The organism is Streptomyces sp. ASQP_92 (assembly GCF_025399895.1).
GTDB lineage: Bacteria > Actinomycetota > Actinomycetes > Streptomycetales > Streptomycetaceae > Streptomyces.
This window is the reverse complement of the sequence record NZ_JAODUA010000013.1, coordinates 202,797-226,085: the sequence shown is the minus strand read 5'-3', so window position 1 is coordinate 226,085 and position 23,289 is coordinate 202,797. Positions and strand designations below refer to the sequence as shown.

General features: G+C 71.7%; 20 protein-coding genes and 1 pseudogene. 14 read left to right on the top strand and 7 right to left on the bottom strand.

The features are described from left to right. Positions 1–21: 21 nt before the first annotated feature. Positions 22–1,119, bottom strand: coding sequence for a LacI family DNA-binding transcriptional regulator (locus N4G70_RS25545; protein WP_261715046.1), 1,098 nt, complete (start codon positions 1,117–1,119; stop codon positions 22–24). Positions 1,120–1,221: 102 nt separating this feature from the next. Here N4G70_RS25545 and N4G70_RS25540 point away from each other — a divergent pair, with 102 nt between their 5' ends. From N4G70_RS25540 to N4G70_RS25480, 13 genes are all read left to right on the top strand, one after another. Next, positions 1,222–2,481, top strand: a complete 1,260-nt coding sequence (locus tag N4G70_RS25540) for an MFS transporter (RefSeq protein WP_261715045.1) — start codon at positions 1,222–1,224, stop codon at positions 2,479–2,481. A 9-nt stretch (positions 2,482–2,490) separates the two neighbouring features. Continuing rightward, the gene (pafA, locus tag N4G70_RS25535; protein WP_120724981.1) at positions 2,491–3,852 is read left to right on the top strand and encodes a Pup--protein ligase; all 1,362 of its coding nucleotides are present in this window, start codon (positions 2,491–2,493) and stop codon (positions 3,850–3,852) included. A gap of 137 nt (positions 3,853–3,989) precedes the next feature. Then, positions 3,990–5,003, top strand: coding sequence for an FKBP-type peptidyl-prolyl cis-trans isomerase (locus N4G70_RS25530; protein WP_261715044.1), 1,014 nt, complete (start codon positions 3,990–3,992; stop codon positions 5,001–5,003). A gap of 40 nt (positions 5,004–5,043) precedes the next feature. Next, the gene (locus tag N4G70_RS25525; RefSeq protein WP_261715043.1) at positions 5,044–5,421 is read left to right on the top strand and encodes an FKBP-type peptidyl-prolyl cis-trans isomerase; all 378 of its coding nucleotides are present in this window, start codon (positions 5,044–5,046) and stop codon (positions 5,419–5,421) included. A 146-nt stretch (positions 5,422–5,567) separates the two neighbouring features. Beyond that, the gene (locus N4G70_RS25520; protein WP_261715042.1) at positions 5,568–6,518 is read left to right on the top strand and encodes a YafY family protein; all 951 of its coding nucleotides are present in this window, start codon (positions 5,568–5,570) and stop codon (positions 6,516–6,518) included. A gap of 16 nt (positions 6,519–6,534) precedes the next feature. Beyond that, on the top strand, positions 6,535–7,509 hold the full coding sequence (locus N4G70_RS25515) for a YafY family protein (protein WP_261715041.1): 975 nt from the start codon (positions 6,535–6,537) through the stop codon (positions 7,507–7,509). A 15-nt stretch (positions 7,510–7,524) separates the two neighbouring features. Then, entirely contained in the window at positions 7,525–7,779 is a 255-nt protein-coding gene (locus N4G70_RS25510) for a hypothetical protein (RefSeq protein WP_261715040.1), read from the top strand. Positions 7,780–7,790: 11 nt separating this feature from the next. After that, positions 7,791–7,988, top strand: coding sequence for a hypothetical protein (locus tag N4G70_RS25505; RefSeq protein ID WP_261715039.1), 198 nt, complete (start codon positions 7,791–7,793; stop codon positions 7,986–7,988). Positions 7,989–8,202: 214 nt separating this feature from the next. Then, a complete protein-coding gene (tatA, locus tag N4G70_RS25500) occupies positions 8,203–8,487 on the top strand; it encodes a Sec-independent protein translocase subunit TatA (protein ID WP_261715038.1) in 285 nt (94 codons plus the stop codon). Positions 8,488–8,557: 70 nt separating this feature from the next. Next, complete coding sequence (gene tatC / locus N4G70_RS25495) at positions 8,558–9,511, top strand: twin-arginine translocase subunit TatC (protein WP_261715037.1); 954 nt, start codon at positions 8,558–8,560, stop codon at positions 9,509–9,511. Positions 9,512–9,548: 37 nt separating this feature from the next. After that, positions 9,549–10,481, top strand: coding sequence for a diacylglycerol kinase (locus N4G70_RS25490; RefSeq protein ID WP_261715036.1), 933 nt, complete (start codon positions 9,549–9,551; stop codon positions 10,479–10,481). A gap of 45 nt (positions 10,482–10,526) precedes the next feature. Beyond that, positions 10,527–13,355: an RNA helicase gene (locus tag N4G70_RS25485; protein ID WP_261715035.1), complete on the top strand. Its 2,829-nt coding sequence runs from the start codon at positions 10,527–10,529 to the stop codon at positions 13,353–13,355. A 379-nt stretch (positions 13,356–13,734) separates the two neighbouring features. After that, entirely contained in the window at positions 13,735–15,102 is a 1,368-nt protein-coding gene (locus N4G70_RS25480) for a cytochrome P450 (RefSeq protein ID WP_261715034.1), read from the top strand. 13 nt (positions 15,103–15,115) lie between these two features. Here N4G70_RS25480 and N4G70_RS25475 read toward each other — a convergent pair. The 4 genes and pseudogenes from N4G70_RS25475 to N4G70_RS25460 form a co-directional block, all read right to left on the bottom strand. Then, a pseudogene (locus N4G70_RS25475) lies at positions 15,116–15,325 on the bottom strand (ADP-ribosylglycohydrolase family protein); the annotation flags it as partial. Positions 15,326–15,424: 99 nt separating this feature from the next. Further along, a complete protein-coding gene (locus tag N4G70_RS25470; protein WP_261715033.1) occupies positions 15,425–16,336 on the bottom strand; it encodes a hypothetical protein in 912 nt (303 codons plus the stop codon). Positions 16,337–16,570: 234 nt separating this feature from the next. Continuing rightward, positions 16,571–17,275: a response regulator transcription factor gene (locus N4G70_RS25465; RefSeq protein WP_261715032.1), complete on the bottom strand. Its 705-nt coding sequence runs from the start codon at positions 17,273–17,275 to the stop codon at positions 16,571–16,573. After that, positions 17,272–18,789, bottom strand: a complete 1,518-nt coding sequence (locus N4G70_RS25460; RefSeq protein WP_261715031.1) for a sensor histidine kinase — start codon at positions 18,787–18,789, stop codon at positions 17,272–17,274. Before N4G70_RS25460 ends, N4G70_RS25465 begins: the two co-directional genes overlap by 4 nt. A 259-nt stretch (positions 18,790–19,048) precedes the next feature. Between N4G70_RS25460 and N4G70_RS25455 the strand changes: the two genes are divergently transcribed. Continuing rightward, positions 19,049–21,265 (top strand): MMPL family transporter, encoded by a 2,217-nt coding sequence (locus N4G70_RS25455; RefSeq protein ID WP_261715030.1) that lies wholly within the window; start codon positions 19,049–19,051, stop codon positions 21,263–21,265. A gap of 69 nt (positions 21,266–21,334) precedes the next feature. On the opposite strand, the gene N4G70_RS25450 is transcribed toward N4G70_RS25455, so the two are convergent. Together N4G70_RS25450 and N4G70_RS25445 are read right to left on the bottom strand one after the other, a co-directional pair. Beyond that, on the bottom strand, positions 21,335–22,180 hold the full coding sequence (locus tag N4G70_RS25450; protein WP_261715029.1) for a siderophore-interacting protein: 846 nt from the start codon (positions 22,178–22,180) through the stop codon (positions 21,335–21,337). A gap of 116 nt (positions 22,181–22,296) precedes the next feature. Further along, positions 22,297–23,205 carry a 5'-3' exonuclease gene (locus N4G70_RS25445; protein ID WP_261715064.1) on the bottom strand — a complete coding sequence of 303 codons (909 nt, stop codon included), beginning with the start codon at positions 23,203–23,205 and terminating at the stop codon, positions 22,297–22,299. Positions 23,206–23,289: the final 84 nt, after the last annotated feature.

Genomic DNA, 23,289 nt, shown 5'->3' with positions numbered 1-23,289 from the left:
CTTTTGCGCCCCGGTTCCGCCTCAGGCGGGCCGGGGCGCGGCCGTAGACCCCCGTACGGCCAGCGACACCGGGAGGTTTCCGGTCTGCGCGGGGCGCCCCTCCAGGACGGCGAGGAGCGCCAACATGCCGCGGGCGCCCACCTGTTCGGCGGGCAGCGCCAGGGTGGTCAGCTCGGGTTCGAGGGCGGTGGCGAGCGTGAGGCCGTCGAATCCGGTGACGGACACGTCGTCGGGGATGCGCAGTCCCAGGCGGTGGGCGGCTTTGCAGGCGCCCGCCGCCAGGAAGTCGTCGTCGCAGACGAGCGCGGTGGGCCGGACGCCGGAGGTGCCCAGTGCCTGTTCCGCGGCCCGTCGGCCGCCGTCCACGCTGAGCTCCGCGCGGATCGTGCGCAGCGCTGCGTCCGGTACGCCGGTGAGCGCGTCGGCCAGGGCACGGGCGCGTACGACGAAGGTCCAGGAGTCCACGTCGGCGGCGATGTGGGTGAAGTGGCGGTGCCCGAGGTCGAGCAGATGCTCCGTCAGGCGCCGTACGCCGTCGGCGATGTCGAGGTTGACATGGGCCGCGGGGCCGGGCTCCTCGGGGTCGCTGTCGAGCATCACCAGCGGCAGGTCGCTGCCGCGGATGGAGGCGAGCGCGTCCGCGGCCATCGAGGAGGCGATGACGCCGTCGAGCGCGGTGCGCGCGGAGTCGAAGGGGTCGCGGGCGGGGCCGATGCCTTCGGGGGAGGGGTAGAGCACCACACCGAAGCCGTGCTCGGCGGCGACCCTGGCCGCGCCCGCGTAGACCTGGGCGAAGAACTCGCTGGTCATGGCGGGCACCACGAGCAGCGCCGTCCTGGTGCGGCCGAGCCGCAGGCTGCGGGCGGCGAGGTTGGGGCGGTAGCCGAGCTCTCGCGCGGCCTGCCGGACCAGGTCCGCGGTCCGCTCGGAGACCCGCCCCCGCCATTTGTCGCCCAGGACCAGCGAGACGGTGGCCTGGGACACCCCGGCGGCGCTCGCCACGTCCCGGCTGGTGGGCGGCCGGGCCCCGGCGGGGCGGCCGGCGAGCGCGGCGCGTGCGGCGCGCACCCCCGCCCGTGCCGGGACCGGGACGGATTCCGGGGCGTCCGGGCTGGTCACGGGTCCTCCAGGGCAGGTGGGAAGGGGCGCGGGGGTGGACCCGTGCACTCGCCACATGGTACGTATGACGTCGGACGTTATACGTAACACTGAGGAGTGACCATGGCGGCGGGATACGCGGAGATCCTTCGGACCCGGCATGCCGCGCGGCTGCTCGCGGGCACGCTCACCGGGCGTCTGCCGAACGCGACGGCCGCGATCGCCATCGTCTTCTTCGTGCGCGCCGAGGGCGGCAGCTACTCGCTCGCGGGCGCCCTGACCGCCGTCTATGGCGTGGCGACCGCCGTCGGCCAGCCGCTCCTCGGGCGCGCCGTCGACCTGTACGGACAGCCGCGCGTGATGCTCCCCGCCTCCGTCCTGTCCGCCCTCGCCATGGTCCTGCTGGCCGCCGTCGGCATCCGGCCGGTGGGCGTGGCGTACGCGGCGGTCCTCGTCGCGGGGCTCGCCACACCGCCCCTGGAGGGCGGGCTGCGCGCCCTGTGGCCCAGCGTGCTGACGCGCGAGGACCAGGTGCACACCGCGTACGCCATGGACGCGATAGCCCAGGAGGTGATGTTCACGGTCGGCCCGTTGCTCGTCACCGTGTCCATCGCGCTCTGGTCGCCCGCCGCCGCGCTGGTCCTGATCAACGCGCTCGGGGTGGCGGGCGCGCTCAGCGTCGTCCTGTCGCGGCCGTCCAGGGCCTGGCGTTCGGCGCCCCGCGAGGCGCACTGGCTCGGCGCGCTGCGCTCGCCCGGGCTGCTGGCGCTGCTCGGTTCGTTCTTCTTCGTCGGTCTCGCGCTCGGCGCCATCATCGTGGCCGCTTCCGCCTACGCCGACGACCACGGCAGCGACACGATCTACGGCTGGCTGATGGCGGCCAACGGACTCGGCGCCCTCCTCGGCGGCCTCGTCTACGGGGCCCGGCAGTGGAGCGGTGCCCCCGAGAAGCGGCTGCGGATCCTCGTGGCGCTGCTCGCCGTCGGCTATCTGCCGCTCACGCTGGTGCCCGGCCTGCCCGCCATGGCGATGCTCACCGTCGTCTCCGGGCTCTTCCTCGCGCCGTCCATCGCCTGCGCGTTCATCGTCGTCGACCGGCACGCCCCGCGCGGCACGGTGACCGAGGCGTTCTCCTGGCTGGTGACGGCCTTCGGCGTGGGCACCGCGCTCGGTACGGCGGCGGCCGGCCCCGCGGTCGAACTCGGCGGAACGGGCGCGAGTTTCGCCGTCGCGGGCGGTGGCGGCATCGCGGCGCTGGTGGTCCTGCTCGCGACCCAAAGGGTGCTTGCGGCTCCCGCGCGTTCGCACCCGGTGGTGGGAGTTGACGAAAATGATCGAAACCGTGCCCTCGAACCCGGTTTCAGCTCAGGCCATCAGGCGTAATGTTCCCTCATGGACCGCCGCATTTTCGGGCTGGAGAACGAGTACGGCGTCACGTGCACGTTCAGGGGACAGCGCCGACTGTCTCCTGACGAAGTGGCGCGCTACCTCTTCCGCCGTGTTGTGTCATGGGGCCGCAGTAGCAACGTCTTTCTGCGGAACGGCGCCCGCCTCTACCTGGACGTGGGATCGCATCCGGAATACGCAACTCCCGAATGCGACAACGTGACCGAACTGGTCACGCACGACAAAGCCGGCGAGCGCATTCTCGAAGGCCTGCTCGTCGACGCCGAACGCCGCCTGCACGAGGAGGGAATCGCGGGCGACGTATACCTCTTCAAGAACAACACCGACTCGGCGGGAAACTCCTACGGCTGCCACGAGAACTATCTGGTCGCCCGGCACGGAGAGTTCTCCCGGCTCGCGGACATCCTCATCCCGTTCCTCGTCACCCGCCAGCTGATCTGCGGTGCCGGGAAGGTGCTCCAGACGCCGCGCGGCGCGGTCTACTGCGTCAGCCAGCGCGCGGAGCACATCTGGGAGGGCGTCAGTTCCGCCACCACCCGCTCGCGTCCGATCATCAACACCCGGGACGAGCCGCACGCCGACGCCGAGCGCTACCGGCGCCTGCACGTCATCGTCGGCGACTCCAACATGTCCGAGACGACCATGCTGCTCAAGGTCGGCGCCACCGACCTCGTGCTGCGCATGATCGAGGCCGGTACGGTCATGCGCGACCTCACCCTGGAGAACCCGATCCGGGCGATCCGCGAGGTCTCCCACGACATCACGGGCCAGCGCAAGGTGCGTCTGGCCAGCGGGCGCGAGGCCTCCGCCCTCGAAGTGCAGCGCGAGTACTACGAGAAGGCCGTCGACTTCGTGGAGCGGCGCGGCATCCGCACCGGCACCGTCGAGCAGGTCCTCGAACTGTGGGGCCGCACCCTGGACGCCATCGAGGCCGAGGACCTCGACCGGATCGGCACCGAGATCGACTGGGTCATGAAGTACAAGCTCATCGAGCGGTACCGGGCCAAGAACAACATGACCATGTCGCATCCGCGCGTGGCGCAGATAGACCTCGCCTACCACGACATCCACCGCCGGCGGGGTCTGTACTACCTCCTGGAGCGCAAGGGCCAGGCGGCCAGGATCTGCAACGACCTGAAGATCTTCGAGGGCAAGTCGGTGCCCCCGCAGACCACCAGGGCCCGGCTGCGCGGCGACTTCATCCGCCGCGCCCAGGAGCAGCGCCGGGACTTCACGGTCGACTGGGTGCATCTGAAGCTCAACGACCAGGCGCAGCGCACCGTGTTGTGCAAGGACCCGTTCCGGTCGGTGGACGACCGGGTGGAGAAGCTGATCGCGGGCATGTGACGCGGCGTCAGCCGTGCTGATCCGGGGGCCCCGTACGTGGTTGCGTACGGGGCCCCCGGGCATGCCGGAGCCTTGTGGTACGGGAGTGGGGCCGTAGAGTGGCGGCTCCGACCGTTCCAGCTACCCCGAGGACCACTGTGCGACGCCGACTTGCTGCCGTGCTCATCGTGCCGGCCCTGATGCTCACCGCGGCCTGCGGAGGAGGTGACGACGACGCAGCGAAGAAGAAGGACGCGTCCGCTTCTCCCTCCGACTCGGCGTCGCAGCCCTCGGCCCCCAAGCCGGTGTCCGAGGCCTCGCCGATGCCCACCGTCGAGGGTGACGCGGGCAAGAAGCCCACGATCACCATCCCCAAGGGCGACCCGAGCGGGAAGTTCGTCATCAAGACGCTGACCGCGGGCACCGGCCCCGACGTCAAGAAGGACGACCTCGCGGTCACCAAGTACACCGGGAAGATCTGGAAGAGCGGCAAGGACCTCGCCGGCTCCTACGACAAGGACGGCGTGCCCCAGGTCATCCCGGCCGGCTCGCAGACCTACATCCCGGCGTTCAGCCAGGCGGTGCTCGGCCAGAAGGTCGGCGCCCGCGTCCTGGTCGTGGCCCCGCCGGCCGCCGCGTTCGGCGCCGCGGGCAAGGAGCAGCTCGGGGTCGGCCCCACCGACAACCTGGTCTTCGTCCTTGACATCGACAGCGTGATGCCGAAGAAGGTCGAGGGCACCCAGGCCGCCATTCCGTCCGACCTGCCGCAGATCAAGGCGGACAAGGACGAGGCCGCCACGATCACCGTCCCGAAGAACGACCCGCCGAAGAAGCTGGTCGACCAGGTCCTCATCGAGGGCAAGGGCGCCGAGGTCAAGAACGGCCAGACCGTCTACATGCAGTACAGCGGCGCCACCTGGAAGCCCAATGAGGGCAAGCCGCAGGCGAAGCTGTTCGACACCTCCTGGAAGACCGGCGCCCCGTTCTCGACGGTGATCGGCCAGGGCCAGGTCATCGAGGGCTGGGACAAGGGCCTGGTCGGCAAGAAGGTCGGCAGCCGCGTGCTGCTCGTCATTCCGCCGGAGCAGGGCTACAAGGACAAGGCGCAGGGCGAGGACATCCCCGCCAACTCCACCCTGGTCTTCGTCGTGGACATCGTCGGAGCAATGTAAGACTGTTCCGGTTGCCCATAGCGATCAGTAGGAGCATGACGTGAGCATCGACAAGCCTGAGGTCGACTTCCCCGGTGGCGAGCCGCCGAAGGATCTGGAGATCAAGGAGATCTGGGAGGGCGACGGCGCCGTCGCCAAGGCCGGGGACTTCGTCAAGGTCCACTACGTGGGCGTGGCCTTCTCCAGCGGCGAGGAGTTCGACGCCTCCTGGAACCGTGGCACCCCGCTGGACTTCAAGCTGGGCTCCGGCCAGGTCATCGCGGGCTGGGACCAGGGCATCCAGGGCATGAAGGTCGGCGGCCGCCGCCGGCTGACCATCCCCGCGCACCTCGCCTACGGCGACCGCGGCGCCGGTGGTGCCATCGCCCCGGGCGAGACGCTGATCTTCGTCTGCGACCTGGTCGCCGTCTCCGGCTGAGACACGCCTCGATCGGCCCCGGGCGACCGAGCCGATCGCACCGAGGGTCCATGCCTGCCGGCATGGGCCCTCGGCTTTTGCCCCGGCAGCCCGGAGCGGTACGGTCAACGGTCGTAGCGCACAACGAGAGAGGGCGTAGGGCATCGATGGCGATTGCCAAGGCCGAGCGGCTGATGAACCTGGCGTTGTGTCTGCTCGGGACACGGCGCGCACTCAGCAAGCGGGAGCTGCGCGAGTCCATCGAGGCCTATCTCGAGGCGGGGTCCGACGACTCCTTCAACCGGATGTTCGAGCGGGACAAGGAGGACCTGCGGGAACTCGGCCTGGTGATCGAGACCGTGGAGAACCTCGACGGGGAGACCGGCTATCTCGCCCGCCGCGACAGCAACCGACTGCCGCCCGTCCAGCTCGACGTCGAGGAGGCCGCGGCCCTCGGGCTCGCGGCGCGCGTGTGGCAGCAGGCCCGGCTCGCGGGAGCGGCCAGCGGCGCACTCCAGAAGCTGCGCGCCGCCGGTATGCCGGAAGCCGATAATCCGTATGAGCACAGTGCGATCGAACCCCGCATCCCGGTCCACGAGGCGGCCTTCGAGCCGTTGATGCTGGCCTGCCGCGACCGGCGCCCGGTGATCTTCGACTACCGCAAGGTCACCGCCGTACGCCCCGAGGCCCGGCACGTCGAGCCCTGGGGCCTGGAGTGCTGGCGCGGTCACTGGTACCTGGCCGGCTGGGACCGCGACCGGGGTGCCGAGCGGGTCTTCCGCCTCAGCCGCATCTCCGGCCGGGTGCGCTCGCGCGCGGGCGCCTTCACCGCGCCGGTGCCCGATGTCGTCACCGTGCGCGAGACGGTCGAGAGCTGGGCGGGGGAGACCGCGACCCGCTCGGCCCGCATCCGGCTGCGCGCGGGCGCCGGCTACCCGCTGCGCTCGCGGGCCACCTCGGCAAGTGAACTCGGCGACGGCTGGGACGAGTTGGAGATTCCGTACGGGCACGGGCTCGACGCCCACCTGGTGGAGTTCGGCCCCGATGTGGTCGTGCTGGAACCCGCCGATCTGCGGGCCGACGTGATGGACCGGCTGCGCGCCGTGGCCAAGGGCTGAGGGGGACCGTACGACCATGGCTGCAAACGCCATCGACCAGACGCGGCGGATGCTGTCGCTGGTGACCTATCTGCGGGAGCGCCCCGGCGCCCATGTCGCGGACGTGGCCCGCGCCTTCGGCATCACCGAGGACGAACTGATCTCCGACCTCGACGTGCTGCCCATGTGCGGCACGAGCTTCCGCGGCGGCGACCTCCTGGACATCGACACCGACGGCGACCGCATCTGGTGGCACAACCCCGACGACGTCGCGGCGCCGCTCAGGCTCGCCGCCGACGAGGCGACCGCGCTGCTCGTCGCCGCGCGGGCCGTCTCCACCCTGCCCGGACTGCGCGAGGGCGACCGGCAGGCGCTGCTGCGCGCCACCGCCAAGCTGGAGGCCGCGGCCGGTGAGGCCGCCGGCGCCAGCTCCCGGCTCTCGGTCACCTTCGAGTCCGAGGGCGGGGTCTTCGCCGAGGTGGACCGGGCGATCTCCGAGCGCCGCCGGCTGTGGGTGAAGTACTACTCGCCCGCCCGTGACGAGCTCACCGAGCGCGAGGTCGACCCGATCCGCCTCTTCGCCGTCGGCCACACCTACATGGAGGCGTGGTGCCGGCTCTCCGAGGCCCGGCGCACCTTCCGCCTTGACCGGGTCGCCGAGATCAGGCTGCTCGACGAGGCGTCCGCGCCCCCCGAGCTGGAGCTGCGCGATCTGTCCGAGGGACTCGTCCAGCCGTCCGCCGAGGACCCCGAGGTCGTCGTCGAGGTGAGCCCGGGCGGCCGCTGGGTCGCCGAGTACTACCCGCACGACAGCGCCGAGGAGCTGCCCGACGGGGGGTTGCGGATCACGCTGCGCACCCCCGACCCCGCCTCGCTGCGGCGCCTGGCGCTGCGCCTGGGCCGGGACGGCCGGATCGTCACGCCGGACGACCTCGCCGAGAGCGCCCGGCGGGCGGCCCGGGAGGCGCTGGCCGGTTACGAGGAATCGCCCGCGCCCGACCACCACAGCTGAGGAGACATACGGAACATGTCGGTATTCCCCGGTATTTCCCGTCCGGTGATCCCGGTCCTCTTCAAGGCCGCCTGCCCGGAGTGCCGTGCCCGCTTCGAGCTGGGTCCCGCCGCGCTCCGCCTCGCGATCGGCGCCAGCCGCCGCACCACCTTCTACTCCTTCACCTGCCCCGAGTGCGGCTCGGCCGTCCGCAAGCCGGCCGGGGAGCGCATCATCGAACTCCTCACCGGGGGCGGCGTCCGCACCCTCCGTCTCCACTCCACCGTCTAGGGTCCGCATCCATGTTCTGGCCGATGATCGCCATCGCCCTCGGTTTCCTCGGGATCGCCGTGCTCGGCGTCCTCGCCATCAAGGTCTTCGTCGAGGCCCAGCGGCTCGGCCGCCAAGTGGCCGACACCACACGGAAGATCAACCGGGCCGCCGAGGACCTGGAACGCGCCGCCGTCGACCTCGCGGGTGCCGGGGAAACGCTGCGATGACCGGTGCGCTCCGATGTCGCCCGTTTCGGGGCGGTACGCTGCACAACGCGGCCCAGGAAGCGAGGCCCGGTCCGCAAACGGGAGTACGCACGGGGATTGCCCGGTGTTCACCCCTGCGCGTTACGATCGCTGCACGTAAGGCGGTCGGACATCAGTCCGGCCACCACCCCGCAGCAGCCCCTACCCTGCAGCCTCGGTGAGAAGGTAAACGCTTATGTTCGGAAGGCTCGGCGCCCCCGAGATCATTCTCATCCTCATCGTCGTCGTCCTGCTGTTCGGCGCGAAGAAGCTCCCGGACATGGCGCGGTCGCTCGGCAAGTCGGCCCGCATCCTCAAGAGCGAGGCCAAGGCCATGAAGTCCGACGGTCAGCAGCCCGCCCCGGCCGACCCGCCGGTCCCGGGCGAGCAGCCGCCGGCCCAGCGCACGATCCAGTCGGCGCCCGGAGACGTGAGCAGCGCCCGTCCGGTGAACGAGCCGACGGACACGACGCAGCGCTGACACCGGGCCGAAGCAGGCGCTGTTCACCTCTGTGACCAAAGTGACCTGCCGCACGAGATGAGGACGTGGGTTGCTCAAGTCTGCCCGCAAACAACAGAGGGACCCCGAGGGCCGGATGCCGCTCTCGGACCACCTTCGCGAGCTGCGCAACCGGCTCGCGAAATCGGTGTTCGCGATCCTGATCTGCGCCATCGTGGCGGCCTTCTACTACAAGGACATCGCCGGGCTGATCACCAAGCCGATCACGCGCTCGGTCGGCTGCCCGTCCGACTTCCACGAGCTCACCAGCAAGAACAAGGACACCTGCGGCAACATCACAATGTCCGGCCTCATGGGGCCGTTCACGCTGATGATCAAGGTGTCGATGGTGGCGGGCATCGTCGCGGCGAGCCCGGTCTGGCTCTACCAGCTGTGGGCGTTCGTCTCGCCGGGTCTGCACAAGCACGAGCGGCGCTACTCGCTGAGCTTCGTCGCGGCGGGCGTCCCGCTCTTCGTGGCCGGCGGCTGGTTCTCCTACCACGTGCTGCCCGCCGCGGCCGAGGTGCTGCTCGGCTTCACGCCCTCGGGCGTGACCAACCTGCTGCCGCTCAACGAGATCATCGACCTCGTCACGCGCATGATCATCGTCTTCGGCCTCTCCTTCGAGCTGCCGCTGTTCCTCGTCATGCTCAACTTCAGCGGCATTCTCACCGGCCGCCGGATGCTGGGCTGGTGGCGCGGAATGATCATGGGTGTGACGGTCTTCGCGGCCTTCGCGACACCCACCGTCGACCCGGTCTCCATGCTCTCGCTCGCCACGCCGATCGTCGCCCTCTACTTCGTCGCCGTCCTCATCTCCCTGATGAACGACAAGCGCCGCAAGCAGCGCGCCGAGGCCGGGCCCGCCGATGACGAGGCCTCCGAGCTGGATCTGACGCCCGAGGACGTCGGCGCGGTCGAACCCGTGAGTGCCGGGCCGGGGCTGCCCGAGCAGTCCGACGGGGGACGCTCCGCCAAGCTCAACGGGTACGACGACATCACCTGACCTTGACGAGTTCGCCGGACCTTGTAGGGTCCGGCGGGTGACCAGCGAGATCACCCTCTTCGTCAATCCCACCGCGGGACGCGGCCGGGGCGCGCACGCCGCGCAGCCGGCCGCTTCCGCGTTGCGGGCCGCCGGTTTCTCCGTACGCACCGTCCTCGGGCAGGACGCCGACGACGCGTTGCGTCGCGCGCGGGAGGCCGTCGAGGGGGGCACCGGGGCGCTCATCACCGTCGGCGGCGACGGCATGGTCAACCTCGCGCTCCAGGCCGTCGCCGGCACCACCACCCCGCTGGGCATCGTCGCCGCGGGCACCGGCAACGACTTCGCCCGGGCGCTCGGCCTTCCGATACGTGACCCGGCCCGGGCCGGCGAACTCGTGGCCCGGGCCCTGAAGGGCGGCCACGGCACGGACATCGACCTCGGCCGGATCGGTGAGCGCTGGTTCGCGACGGTCCTCGCCTCCGGCTTCGACTCCAAGGTCAACGACCGGGGCAACCGCATGCGGTGGCCGAGCGGCCGCTTCAAGTACGACCTGGCGATGCTCGCCGAACTGGCCGCCTTCACGCCCATTCCGTACAAGATCACCCTCGACGACGGCGAGACCCGTGAGGTCGAGGCGACCCTCGTCGCGGTCGGAAACACCTCCTCCTACGGAGGCGGCATGCGCATCTGTGCCGACGCCGATCCGGCCGACGGGCTCTTCGACGTCACGGTCGTCGGCGACTGCTCGCGCGCCACCCTCATCAAGGTCTTCCCGCGGGTCTACCGGGGCACCCACCTCGGCCACCCCAAGGTCACCACGTACCGTGTCGCCTCGATCACGCTCGCCGCCGAGGGCATCACGGGGTACGCCGACGGGGAGCGGCTCGGTCCGCTGCCGCTCACCGCGGAGTGTGTGCGCGGCGCCGTACGGGTATTGGCACCCCTACCGGCACCCGGCCGGAAGGCCGTCAGTCCCGGCCTCCAATAAAGATCGCGACCTCTGTCAGAGGCGGCGGGTAGGCTCGAAGACAAGATGACAGAGGACCTCTCACCAGCCGAAGCGTACGCAGCTGCCCGGCTCCGCGCCGTCGAGCAGGCCACCGCGCTCGCACCCTTCCGTGACCTGTACGACTTCGATCTGGACCCGTTCCAGATCGAGGCCTGCCAGGCTCTCGAAGCCGGGAAGGGCGTGCTCGTCGCGGCACCCACCGGCTCCGGCAAGACCATCGTCGGCGAGTTCGCCGTGCACCTGGCCCTGGGGCAGGGCCGCAAATGCTTCTACACCACGCCCATCAAGGCGCTCTCCAACCAGAAGTACGCCGACCTCGCCCGCCGCTACGGCGCCGACAAGGTGGGCCTGCTGACCGGCGACAACAGCGTCAACGCGGACGCGCCGGTGGTCGTGATGACCACCGAGGTGCTCCGCAACATGCTGTACGCGGGCTCCCAGGCGCTGAGCGGGCTCGGGTATGTGGTGATGGACGAGGTGCACTACCTCTCCGACCGCTTCCGGGGCGCCGTCTGGGAAGAGGTGATCATCCACCTCCCCGAATCCGTCACGCTCGTCTCCCTTTCGGCGACGGTCTCCAACGCGGAGGAGTTCGGCGACTGGCTGGACACCGTGCGCGGCGACACCCAGGTGATCGTCTCCGAGCACCGTCCCGTGCCGCTGTGGCAGCACGTCATGGCCGGGCGCAAGATGTACGACCTCTTCGAGGAGGAGTCCGACCACGGCGGCCGGGGCAGCGCCCGGCGCGAGGTCAACCCCGACCTGCTGCGCATGGCGCGGATGGAGAACCAGCGCACGTACAACCCGCGCGAGCGGCGCCGGGGCAAGATGGTCCGCGAGGCCGACCGGGAGCGGGAGCGCCGCTCGCGCTCCCGGATCTGGACGCCCGGCAGGCCCGAGGTCATCGAACGGCTCGACTCCGAAGGCCTGTTGCCGGCCATCACCTTCATCTTCAGCCGCGCCGCCTGCCAGGCCGCCGTGCAGCAGTGCCTGTACGCCGGGCTGAGGCTCAACGACGAGGAGGGGCGTCAGAAGGTCCGCGAGATCGTCGAGGAGCGCACCGCCTCCATCCCCGGCGAGGACCTGCACGTCCTCGGCTACTACGAATGGCTCGAAGGCCTGGAGCGCGGCATCGCCGCCCACCACGCCGGAATGCTGCCCACCTTCAAGGAGGTCGTGGAGGAGCTGTTCGTCCGCGGCCTGGTGAAGGCCGTGTTCGCCACCGAGACGCTCGCCCTGGGCATCAACATGCCCGCGCGTTCAGTGGTGTTGGAGAAGCTCGTCAAGTGGAACGGCGAGCAGCACGCCGACATCACCCCCGGCGAGTACACCCAGCTCACGGGCCGGGCCGGGCGGCGCGGCATCGACGTCGAGGGCCACGCGGTGGTCCTGTGGCAGCGCGGCATGGACCCGGCGGCGCTCGCCGGCCTGGCCGGCACGCGCACCTACCCGCTGCGCTCCAGCTTCAGGCCCTCGTACAACATGGCCGTCAACCTGGTCCAGCAGTTCGGCCGGCACCGCTCGCGCGAGCTGCTCGAAACCTCCTTCGCGCAGTTCCAGGCCGACAAGTCCGTCGTGGGCATCTCGCGCCAGGTCCAGCGCAACGAGGAGGGCCTCGAAGGCTATCGGGAGGGCATGCGCTGCCACCTCGGTGACTTCGAGGAGTACGCCCGGATGCGGCGCGACCTCAAGGACCGCGAGACCGAGATCGCCAAGCACGGCGCGGCCCAGCGCCGGGCGGCCGCCGCGGCCTCCCTGGAGAAGCTCAAGCCGGGCGACATCATCCATGTGCCGACCGGCAAGTTCGCGGGCCTCGCGCTCGTGCTCGACCCCGGCATCCCGGCGGGGCGCACCAACGGCCACCGCGGTTTCGAGCAGCACGACGGGCCCCGCCCGCTCGTACTGACCGCCGAGCGGCAGGTCAAGCGGCTCGCCTCGATCGACTTCCCGGTGCCCGTGGAGGCCCTGGAGCGGATGCGTGTCCCGAAGTCCTTCAACGCGCGTTCGCCGCAGTCCCGCCGGGACTTGGCGTCCGCGCTGCGGACCAAGGCCGGGCACATCGTCCCCGAGCGGCACCGCAAGGCCCCCTCGGAGGCGATGGACGACCGCGAGATCACCCGGCTGCGGGCCGCCCTGCGCGCCCACCCCTGCCACGGTTGCGACGAGCGCGAGGACCACGCCCGCTGGGCCGAGCGCTACCACCGCCTCCAGCGCGACACCAAGCAGTTGGAGCGGCGCATCGAGGGGCGCACCAACACCATCGCGCGCACCTTCGACCGCATCGTGGCCCTGCTCACCGAGCTCGACTACCTCCGCGACGAGGAGGTCACCGAGCACGGCAGGCGGCTGGCCCGCCTCTACGGCGAGCTCGACCTCCTGGCCAGCGAGTGCCTGCGCGCGCGGATCTGGGAGGGCCTGAGCCCGCCCGAACTCGCCGCCTGCGTATCGGCGTTGGTGTACGAGGCGCGCCAGTCCGACGACGCGGTGGCGCCCAAGACCCCCTCCGGCAAGGCCAAGGCCGCGCTCGGTGAAATGGTGCGGATCTGGGGCCGGCTCGACGCTCTGGAAGAGCATCACAAGATCAACCAGGCGGAGGGCGTGGGCCAGCGCGAGCCCGACCTCGGCTTCGCCTGGGCCGCCTACCAGTGGGCCTCCGACAAGGGCCTGGACGAGGTGCTGCGCGAGGCCGACATGCCCGCGGGCGACTTCGTCCGCTGGTGCAAGCAGGTCATCGACGTCCTCGGCCAGATCGCCGCCGCCGCGCCTCGCGAGAACAGCACCGTCGCCAAGAACGCCCGCAAGGCGGTCGACTCACTGCTGAGGGGAGTCGTCGCCTACAGCTCGGTCGGCTGAGACGGCCGAGTCAGCTGAGTTGGCTGAGTTGGCTGAGAGCGCGGCGTCGCGGATCTCTTTACGCCCGCGGCGCAGCACGAGCGGCCCCCGCCGGACCACCCGGCGGGGGCCGCTCGTGTCATTGTCCGCGCGTGGCAAGGGAGTTGGGCCCCGAAGGCGCCCGAGGGCGGGGCCTGTGGACAACCGGGTGACCCGTGTGGGGGACGTGGTCCGGCCGGAGATATCCACAGGGGTGGCGAGGCACCGACGAGTCCGCTTGCATGGACCTGTCGCTCCCGGCGACGACAGTGACCTGCCGGCTCCCCACGACAGTGACCTGCCGGCTGCCCGCGACAGTGACCTGCTGGCTGCCCGCGATGCATGAGGAAGGAGGCACCCCTTGACCATCAAAGCGGCCGAGACCGCCCCGACAAGGACCGCGTTACGGCGGGTCGTTGCGGGGCCACCGGGACTTCCGTATCTGGGCAACCTGCCCCAGTTCGGCAAGGACCCGCTCGCGTTCTTCGAACAGCTGCGGAACCGGGGCGACTTGGTGCACTGGCGGTTCGGCCGCACGACCTGTCTGTTCGTCGCCGACCCGGAGTGCATCGGCGAGCTCCTGAGCGAGGTGGAGCACACCTTCGACCAGCCCGACCTCGGAGTCGCCTTCCGCACCCTGCTCGGCAACGGGGTCGTGGTCGCCAAGGGCAAGGACTGGCGCCGCAAGAGGTCTCTCGTCCAGCCTTCGGTGCGGCCCAAGCAAGTGCGCTCGTACGCGGCCACCATGGTCCAGTGCGCGGTGGACCTCGCCGACCGCTGGTCCGACGGGCAACGCATCGACGTGAAGCGGGAAATGTCCGCCCTCACCCAGCGGATAGCGGTCCGCACGATCTTCGGTGTCGACACGGCCGCCGACGCCGAGGCCATCGGGCGGGCCATGGAGGTGGCCCAGCACGAGATCGGCGTCGAGTTCAGCGGACTCGGTGCGCTGCTGCCGGACTGGGTGCCGACACCGGGGCGGGCCCGCATCAAGAAGGCGACCGCCGTCATCGACGCGGAGGTCGGCCGGGTCGTCGCCCGCCACCGCGCCGGCGAAACGGGTCGGTCGGATCTGCTGAGCCGGCTGCTCGCCGCCCAGGACGAGAGCGGCGCCCGCCTCTCCGACCGCGAGATCCGCGACGAGACCGTCACGCTCTACATCGGCGGCCACGAGACCACGAGCAGCACCCTCGTATGGGCATGGCACCTCCTGGCCCGCAACCCGCGCGTCCGTGAGGCCCTCGGTGAGGAACTCGACCGGGTGCTCGGTGACCGCGAGCCCGGGTACGACGACTACGCCCGGCTCAGCTACACGCAGGCCGTGGTGAAGGAGACGCTCCGGCTCTACCCGACGATCTGGCTGCTCACCGGAGTGGCGAAGCCGGGCGCGACCCTGGGCGGCCGAACCATCCCGCCCGGGACCCGGATCTGGACGAGCCAGTGGGCGACCCATCGCGACGCACGCTGGTTCCGCGATCCGCTGGAGTTCCGTCCCGAGCGCTGGGCGCGGGACGCCGAGGAGATACCCGAGTACGCCTGGTTCCCGTTCGGCGGCGGCCCCCGGGCCTGTCTGGGCACACGCTTCGCGCTGGTCGAGGCTGTGCTGATCCTCGCCGTCCTGGGCCGCCGCTTCGACCTGGCCGTGGACCCGGGCGACCTCACCCCCGTCCCCGGCCTGACCCTTCAGGCGGCGGGGGAGGTGCTGGCGTCGGTGCGGGGCAGGAGGTGAGGGGCCGTGGTCGCTACCGCGCCGCGCCCGCCAATTCCGCTGCCAGGGACGTGAGTTCGGCGACCCTCAGTACCCGCTCACCGCACCCCGGCATCGGTACGTGCAGCGGTGCCGTCCAGCGGGTCGGGATGGCGCGGAGGCCGTAGCGGGCGCCGGCCAGCCCGCCCGTCACCGCCGCCACGGTGTCCGTGTCGCCCCCCAGGTCGATGGCGGCGCCCAGCGTCCGTTCGAGTGGCCTGCGGCCGGTCGAACCGATTACCTTCTGCGCGCCGCCGGGGAGAGGGAAGGGGGGAGGACGAGGCCCGCGATCCCGGTTGCTGGGTCAGTGGGGATCCGTACTGTCGTTCTGGGCCGGGTCGGGGGCTGCCGGGCTGTCGGAGGACCGAGCGGCGGCCCGGCCGGCGGCCCGAGCGGCGGGGCGGCCGGCGGCTCGTTCCGTGCGGAGTTCTTCGGCGACCTCGTAGGCCCGGGCCGGGTCGTAGACGATGGCGGAAGCGCCGGGGTTGTACATCGCGTGGGCCCGGGGCGTGTACCCATAGGTTTCGACGCCGCGCTGAGCGGCTATGCGGTCGACTTCGTCGACGGGTACCTGCCACAGCTCGGCGGTGTGGGACGGGGTCCACCATTCGTCCGGACGCACGAAGTCCCGCTTGACCTCCGTCCGACGCTCCACCGGCACCTGGAACGGGGCGAGTTGATCGGTCAGCCAGCCGGTTAGCTCCTGGGCGTCGACCCGGGAGAGCGGTGCGGACGTCGCCGGTTCGCACTCCACCGTCTCGCCGCGGGTGTGCAACACCACCTTGATCGACTTTCGCTGTCCCAAGCTGAGGTGCTCGATGACGACGACTTGTCGCAGTTCACTCATTGCCATGGTGGACGAACGCAGAAAACGGGCGATCACGACCTGGGCCGGAGTTTCCAGAGGGCGGAGCTCGACCCACCGCACCCCCGTGGCGACCGTGACGTACACCATGGCCACGGCGAGCAGGATCGCCGCGACGACCGTGAGTGTCAGCAGGACCCAGAACCAGCCCCACAGGAACGAGCTTCCCCAGATCGCGGCGATCACCAGAGAGGTCAGCAGAAAGGGGGCGGCGATGAACGACGGAACCATGATGCTCGCGCCGAACGCGAAGGCCAGCTCGCGGGCCCGGTTGGGCACGAACAGCAGCCGCCATCCGGCTGCCACGGGGGCCACGACGTTGGCCGGCGGCCCAGGATGTCGGGTGTCCATGCCTCAAAGGTAGGGCCCTGCAAGGGAGTTGATAAGAGCTGCGGCGAGGCGCCCTTGCGCGGGGCGGGGCTCGCGGGTGACGGTGCGTCAGGCGGCCGGGTATGTGTGGAGGCCGGCTTGGAGCGGTGCCGGCGGCTCGGACGAGGGCGACGGCGACGGCGGGTTTCTCTCCGCGCCCGTGGCCGGGCCGGATCGTCCCGGCGGGTCGGGGAGGGGCGGAGCCGCGTCCGTCGGTTACCCCGCCTCCCGTTCCGCCGGGCCCCGCGCCGTGACCAGGCCTGATTCGTAGGCCGCGATGACCGCCTGGGCGCGGTCCCGTACGGCGAGCTTGTCGAAGATGCTGGTGATGTAGTTCTTGACCGTGGACAGGCTGATGTCCAGCTCGCGGGAGATGGCCGCGTTGTCGAGTCCGCCGGCCATCAGGCGCCAGACCTCGACCTCGCGGGGCGTGAGGTCGCCCGCGCCGCGGAAGGCGGGCCGCGTTTCGCGCGGTGCGGTGACATAGGTGGAGATCAGCCGGGTGAGCAGTCGCGGTGCGACCGCCGCCTCGCCCGCGTGGACGGTGCGGATCGCCGCGCCCAGATCCTCCGGGGAGCTGTCCTTGGGCAGGAAGCCGGACGCTCCGGCGCGCAGGGCGCCCACCACGTACTCGTCCATGTCGAAGGTGCTCAGCGCCAGGACCCGGCAGCCGGGCACGGCGGTGGTGAGCTCGCCGGTCGCGGCGACCCCGTCGAGGACGGGCATCCGGATGTCCATCACCACGACGTCGGGACGCAGTTGGCGGGCGAGGGCGACGGCCTGCGCGCCGTTCTCCGCCTCGCCGACCACCTCGAACGCCGGGTCGGGGGAGAGGATCAGCGAAAGACCGCGCCGCACCAGCGGCTGGTCGTCCGCGATCAGCACCCTGATTGGCGGCGTACCGCTTCCGGAGTCGTTCATCGCGCCGCCCCCTCGCGCTGCACGGCCGCCTCGGACGTCTCGTCCTGGGTGACCGGCAGCTCGGCCAGCACCGCGAAGCCCCCCTCGGGGCGAGGGCCCGCGGTGAGGGTGCCCCCGTGCAGGGCGACCCGCTCACGCATGCCGATCAGGCCGTACCCACCCGGCCGCGGCGCGCCCCCCTCCATGGGCGGGGCGCCCCCGCCGTCGTCGCACACCTCGATGGTGACCCCGTCCTGACGGTAGGTCAGGCATACGGTGGCGCGGGCCGGCCCCGCGTGCTTACGGGCGTTGGTGAGTGCCTCCTGGGCGATCCTGAACACGGTGAGGCCGATCGTCGGCGGCAGGGGGCGCCGCCGGCCCCGTACGCTCAACTCGGTTTCCAGCCAGCCCTGTTGGGAGTCGGACACCAGCTGTTCGAGGTCGTCGACGTCCGGTTGCGGCCGCGACGGCGCGTCCTTGGGCTCGTCGTCGGCCCGCAGGACGTCGAGGAGTTGGCGCATCTCGCCCAGCGCGAGCCGTCCGGACGACTCCAGGGTGACCAGGGCGTCCCGGGCCACCTCGGGCCGGGCGAGATTGGCCCGGGCCCCGCCCGCCATCAGCTGCATGGTGGTGATGTGGTGGGCCACGATGTCGTGCAACTCCCGTGCGATGCGGCGGCGTTCGTCGGCCACCGCGCGGTCGGCGAGGAGCCTGCGGTTGGCGTCCACCTCCCGCTGCCAGCGGCTCACGGCCAGAGCCGCGCCGACGACGATCACGGGGGACAGGACCGCGGACAGGGTGGCCTGCCAGGGGGTGATCCCGCCCGTGCGCTGGCAGAGCAGTGTCAGCGCGGCCGTCGCGACGGTAGCGAGCGCCGTCACGCGGCCGGGGCGGGCCCGGGCGACCGAGTACAGGGCGACGATCAGAACCGCCCCGAAGTGGGTGGGCAGACGCAGCGCCAGCGAGGCCGCGGAGTCGAGTGCCAGGGTGGCGGCGAGCGCCGCGACCGGGTGTGTGCGACGGGCCAGCAACGGCGTACCGCCCAGCGCGATGAGCAGAAACCCCACCACGCTCGTCCCGCCCTGACCTTCGGGGTCGTTGACGAGGACATAGCTGAGCAGATTGACCGCACAGGCGCCGGCGGCGACGAGCGCGTCGTTGCGCGTCCAGGGCGGCTCGGCGTCGCCGCGACGTGCGGACCTGCCCCCGGCCCCGGCCTCGGCCCCCGAGGGGCCGGCCGCCCCGGTCCGGCCGTCGCGCGCCTCGGGCCGGCCGGTGCCCTCCGGCCGGTCGTCGCGGCGCCCGGCCTTGTCGCGATGGTCTCCGAACCGGTGGGTGTGCGTCCCGGATGCGGACCGGTACCCGGTCTCGGACCCGGCCTCAGCCCCGCCCCCCGAAGGACCGGCCGCCCCGGCCCGGTCGAGGTGGGTCGGGGTGCCGGCGGGCGTGAGGGGGTCGGTGCGCACGCCTTCGGAGCGCGTCGGCTCACAGGCGCCGTCCGGCTCCGCTCGCCCGGACTGCTGGCTCGTGCGCATCGCTGGTCTCCCTGTGTGTCCGCCCGTGTCCGCCCCCGCCCCGCCGCACCAGCCTCGCACAGCCGCTTCGGTGCCCGCACCGGTCGCGGGTCGGGGGCGGGACCAGGACCACGGTCCTGGTCGGGGCGGGGGGCGGGACTTGGGGCCCCGGCGTGGATCCTCCCTGGCCAGGACGCCGAACGGCCGCTCCCGGTGATGGTCTGGAGATGGCCGGGAACCCCCGGCAGACGTCACGCAAGCCCGTCCGCCGGAGGACCTCGTGATCCGCGCCCTGACCGGATACTCCACCAGACATCCCTGGAAGGTGATTGCCCTGTGGGCGGTCCTCGGGGTCGCCCTGAGCGCCCTGACGCCGACCCTGTTCGCCCGCGTCACCCAGAACCAGGCCGGGAACTTCCTGCCCCGCACCTACGACTCGGCGGCCGCGCTGCACATCGCCGAGGAGCGGTTCGGGATGAACCCCGACGCCACCACGGTGACGGTGCTGGTCGCCCGCTCCGACGGCAAGGCCCTCGGGGGCGGGGACCGGCAGCGGATCGAGACCGAGGCGGCGAAGCTGGGCAAGCGCCGGGTGGTCATGCCCCGGGAGAACGACATGCCGGCGTTCATGGTCCCCGACCGCTCCCAGACGCCCCGGACCGCCCCGGCCATGACCGCGCCCGACGGCACCTTCCAGCTGCTTGCCGTCGAGCTCGCCGGAGCCCCCTCTGACCCGGGGGTGCAGGGCGTCTACCGGGCCTTCCGCGACGCTGCCCGGACGCAGTTCGCCGAGGCGGGCATGCGTACCGGATTCACCGGTGCGCTCGCCGAAGCCGTCGACACCACCGACTCCCACGAGCTGGCGACGAAGATCGGTGGCGCTCTCGTCACGGCGCTGATCATTCTGCTCAACGTGCTGGTGTTCCGCAGCGTGCTCGCGGCCGTGCTGCCGCTGCTCGCCGTCGCCATGATCGGCTTCGTGGCGGCGGGGGTCGTCGCGGGGGCCGCGATGCTCACCGGCCTCAAGCTCGACGCGAGTACCCCGGCCCTTCTCAACGTGGTGCTGCTCGGCATAGGCATCGACTACCTGCTGTTCCTGCTGTTCCGCTTCCGTGAGCAACTGCGCGACCGGCCACGGCAGTTGGCCCGTGAGGCGGCCGGTGAGGTCTGCGCCCGGGTGGGCACCGCCATCACCTCGGCCGCGCTCACCATCGTCGCCGCGTTCGCCACGCTGGGCCTCGCGACCTTCGGCCAGTTCCGCTCGCTCGGCCCCGCGATCGCCGCCGCGGTCCTGGTGATGCTGCTCGGCAGTCTCACCCTGATGCCGGCCCTGCTCGCCGCCGCCGGACGCAAGATGTTCTGGCCGTCGAAGGCGGCCCTGCGCCCCGATCCCCGCGAGGGCCGGGCCGGCCGCCTGGGGGCGCTGATCGCACGGCGACCGGCGGCCATGCTGCTCGCCTGCGTCGCGCTGCTCGCCGCGCTCACCGCCGGACTGACCGGCATCCGCATGGACTACGGTCACGGCAACTCCGGCACCGGGACCGCGGCGGCCGACACGGCGGCCGAGATCGCGCGGACACTGCCGGCCGGAGTGTCCGACCCGACCAGCGTCTTCGTCACGGACAACGACGGAGGCGTCCTCACCACCGGCCGGCTGGAGGGGCTCTCCCGGGCGCTCGGTCAGGTGCGGGGCGTCGGCAAGGTCGCGCCGACCGTACTCGACCAGGACCACCGCGCCGCCCGGATCGACCTCTATCCGACCGCCGATCCGGGGAGCCGGGAGGCCCGCGAGCTGGCCTCGGGGCCCATCCGGGACGCCGTCGCCCGGCACGCCCCCGCCGGGACCTCGGGCCATGTGGGCGGGACGGCCGCGATCTTCGCCGACATCTCGACCGCCGTCGACCACGATCTGAAGGTCGTGTTCCCGGTCGCCGCCGCGCTGATCGCGCTGATCCTCCTGCTGCTCCTGCGCAGCCTGCTCGCCCCGGTGGCCCTGATGCTCTCCGTCGGGCTCGGCTTCGCCGCCACCCTCGGCGCCGCGACCCTGCTCTTCCAGCACGGACTGGGCGAGCCGGGCGTCAACTTCGCCCTGCCGCTGGTGCTGTTCCTGTTCGTGGTGGCGCTGGGTACCGACTACAACATCCTGATCACCGACCGCATCCGCGAGGAGATGCGGCGCCCGGGCTCGGCCCGCTCCGCCGTGGCCCGCGCGGTGCGGTACACGGCGCCGGCCATCGCGACGGCGGGTGTGGTGCTCGCCGGGTCCTTCGCCGGCCTCGCCACCATGCCGGGCAATGAGCAGATGGCCTTCGCGATGGCGCTCGGCATCCTGCTGTCCGCGCTGGTCCTGTCGCTGATCCTCGTCCCGGCCCTGGCCGCGCTCCTGGGCCGGGCCCTGTGGTGGCCCGTCCGTCCGGGGGCCGCCGGCGCCAAGGGCCGCCCCGGTCACCGTACGGAGGAGGCAGCCGGGGAGCCGGAGCGGGTCACGTCGTACTGACGCGGCCCAGGGTTCGCCGTCGGCGGGGATGCCCGCCGACGGCGAACGGGCCGCTCACGCCGGGGTCGCCTATCCGGCCTGCGACTCCTGCTCGCGCTCCACCTGCTCGTTCCACTGCCGCTTCACCGCGCGCCACGCGTCGTCATCCTGGCCCAGGCGCCAGTAGCCCGAGATGGAAAGGCGCTCGCGCGGGATGTTCCGCTCGACCCGGAGCAGCGCGCGCAGCTCCTTCACGAAACCGGCCTCGCCGTGTACGAAGGCGTGGACGTCGCCCGTCGGGAACTCCAAGTCCCTGACGGCGCCTACCAGTTGGGAGCCCACCGCGGCCTCGCCGCGGTGCAGCCAGGTCACCGTGGTGCCGTCGGCGGTGCTGATCTTCTGCTCCTCCTCGGGCCCGGCCACCTCGACGAAGGCGTGCACCACCGCGCCCGCCGGCATGTGCTCCAGGGCCGCGGCGATCGCGGGCAGCGCGCTCTCGTCGCCGACGAGCAGATGCCAGTCGGCCGCCGGGTCCGGGGCGTACCCGCCGCCGGGGCCGAGGAAGCGGACCGTTTCGCCGGGCTTGACCCGGGTGGCCCAGGGCCCGGCGAGGCCCTCGTCGCCGTGCACCACGAAGTCGACGGTCAGCTCGCCGAGTTCGGCGTCCCAGCCGCGCACCGTGTAGGCGCGGGTGCTCGGCCACTGCTCGCGCGGGAACTCGGCGCGGATGCGCTCCATGTCGAAGGGCTCCGGGTAACTCACGCCCTTCGCCGGGAACAGCAGCTTGATGTAGTGATCCGTGTACTCGCCGACGCCGAAACCGGCCAGCGACTCGCCACCGAGCACGACGCGCACCATGTGCGGAGTGAGGCGCTCGGTGCGCACCACCCGTGCCTCGTTGATCTTCGGTGCCTTGCGAGACGGGCGTTCTGCCACAGTGCGCTCCCCTGATCCACCATTGCTTAGGATTACCTAAGTTAACACCTCGGTGGCGAAGAGTCCCCAGAGAAAAAGAGGGGGCCCGAGGCGCGGCGTGCAGGGTGGGGAGCGCGTCAGCGGCGCAGCGTCGCCAGCAGTCGGCCCGTCGCCCCGGCCAGGCCCCACCGGGTCACCAGCTCTTCCAGGGTGGCCGGGTCGAGCGGCTCCGAGGGCAGCGTCGCGTCGAACGCGGGCAGCGCCACGTCCATCGCCACCCGCACGACCTTCGGGGCGACGTCCAGGTAGTCGGCGGCTTCCAGGATTCCCCTGCGCTTGGCCGGGGTCAGCCGGGAGAAGCGGTCGGCGGCGGCCGCGCGGACGCCCGCCAGGTCGCCGTACTCGTTGATGAGCTGGGCCGCCGTCTTCTCGCCGATGCCCTTGACGCCGGGCAGCCCGTCGCTGGTGTCGCCGCGCAGGGCCGCGAAGTCCGCGTACTGATCGGGCCGTACGCCGTACTTCGTACGGATCAGCTCGTCGTCGACCAGGTCGCAGTCGCCCACGCCCTTGCGTGGATACAGGACGCGTACCCCGCGCTTGTCGTCGACCAGCTGGAACAGGTCGCGGTCGCCCGTGACGATGTCGACCGGGCCCGACGAGAGGCCCGACAGGGTGCCGATGACGTCGTCCGCCTCGTAGCCCGCCACGCCGACGCGGGCGATGCCCAGCGCGTCCAGGACGGCGTCGATCACCGGGACCTGGGGGGCCAGGGTGTCCGGGGTCTCCTCCTCGTCGGGCTGTCCGGCCGGTGTCTCCTCGGCCACCCGGTGCGCCTTGTAGGAGGGGATCAGGTCGACGCGCCACTGCGGCCGCCAGTCCGCGTCCATGCACGCCACCAGGTCGTCCGGGCGGTGGTCGTGGACGAGCCGGGAGATGAAGTCGAGCAGGCCGCGCACAGCGTTGACCGGCGTGCCGTCCGGCGCCCTTACGGTGTCGGGGACCCCGAAATAGGCGCGGTAGTAGAGGGACGAGGTGTCGAGGAGCATCAGGCGTCGCGTCACACCCCGATGATGCCGCACCCCACTGACACGCACGTCGCCGCTCGGCCCGCCGGGTCCGGCCACCGCGCT

Excerpts from the sequence above, each read along its gene's own strand:
- N4G70_RS25540 (WP_261715045.1), top strand. The coding sequence starts at position 1,222 with ATGGCGGCGGGATACGCGGAGATCCTTCGGACCCGGCATGCCGCGCGG.
- pafA (WP_120724981.1), top strand. The coding sequence starts at position 2,491 with ATGGACCGCCGCATTTTCGGGCTGGAGAACGAGTACGGCGTCACGTGC.
- N4G70_RS25520 (WP_261715042.1), top strand. The coding sequence starts at position 5,568 with ATGGCGATTGCCAAGGCCGAGCGGCTGATGAACCTGGCGTTGTGTCTG.
- N4G70_RS25515 (WP_261715041.1), top strand. The coding sequence starts at position 6,535 with ATGGCTGCAAACGCCATCGACCAGACGCGGCGGATGCTGTCGCTGGTG.
- N4G70_RS25510 (WP_261715040.1), top strand. The coding sequence starts at position 7,525 with ATGTCGGTATTCCCCGGTATTTCCCGTCCGGTGATCCCGGTCCTCTTC.
- N4G70_RS25505 (WP_261715039.1), top strand. The coding sequence starts at position 7,791 with ATGTTCTGGCCGATGATCGCCATCGCCCTCGGTTTCCTCGGGATCGCC.
- tatA (WP_261715038.1), top strand. The coding sequence starts at position 8,203 with ATGTTCGGAAGGCTCGGCGCCCCCGAGATCATTCTCATCCTCATCGTC.
- N4G70_RS25485 (WP_261715035.1), top strand. The coding sequence starts at position 10,527 with ATGACAGAGGACCTCTCACCAGCCGAAGCGTACGCAGCTGCCCGGCTC.
- N4G70_RS25470 (WP_261715033.1), bottom strand. The coding sequence starts at position 16,336 with ATGGACACCCGACATCCTGGGCCGCCGGCCAACGTCGTGGCCCCCGTG.
- N4G70_RS25465 (WP_261715032.1), bottom strand. The coding sequence starts at position 17,275 with ATGAACGACTCCGGAAGCGGTACGCCGCCAATCAGGGTGCTGATCGCG.
- N4G70_RS25460 (WP_261715031.1), bottom strand. The coding sequence starts at position 18,789 with ATGCGCACGAGCCAGCAGTCCGGGCGAGCGGAGCCGGACGGCGCCTGT.
- N4G70_RS25445 (WP_261715064.1), bottom strand. The coding sequence starts at position 23,205 with ATGCTCCTCGACACCTCGTCCCTCTACTACCGCGCCTATTTCGGGGTC.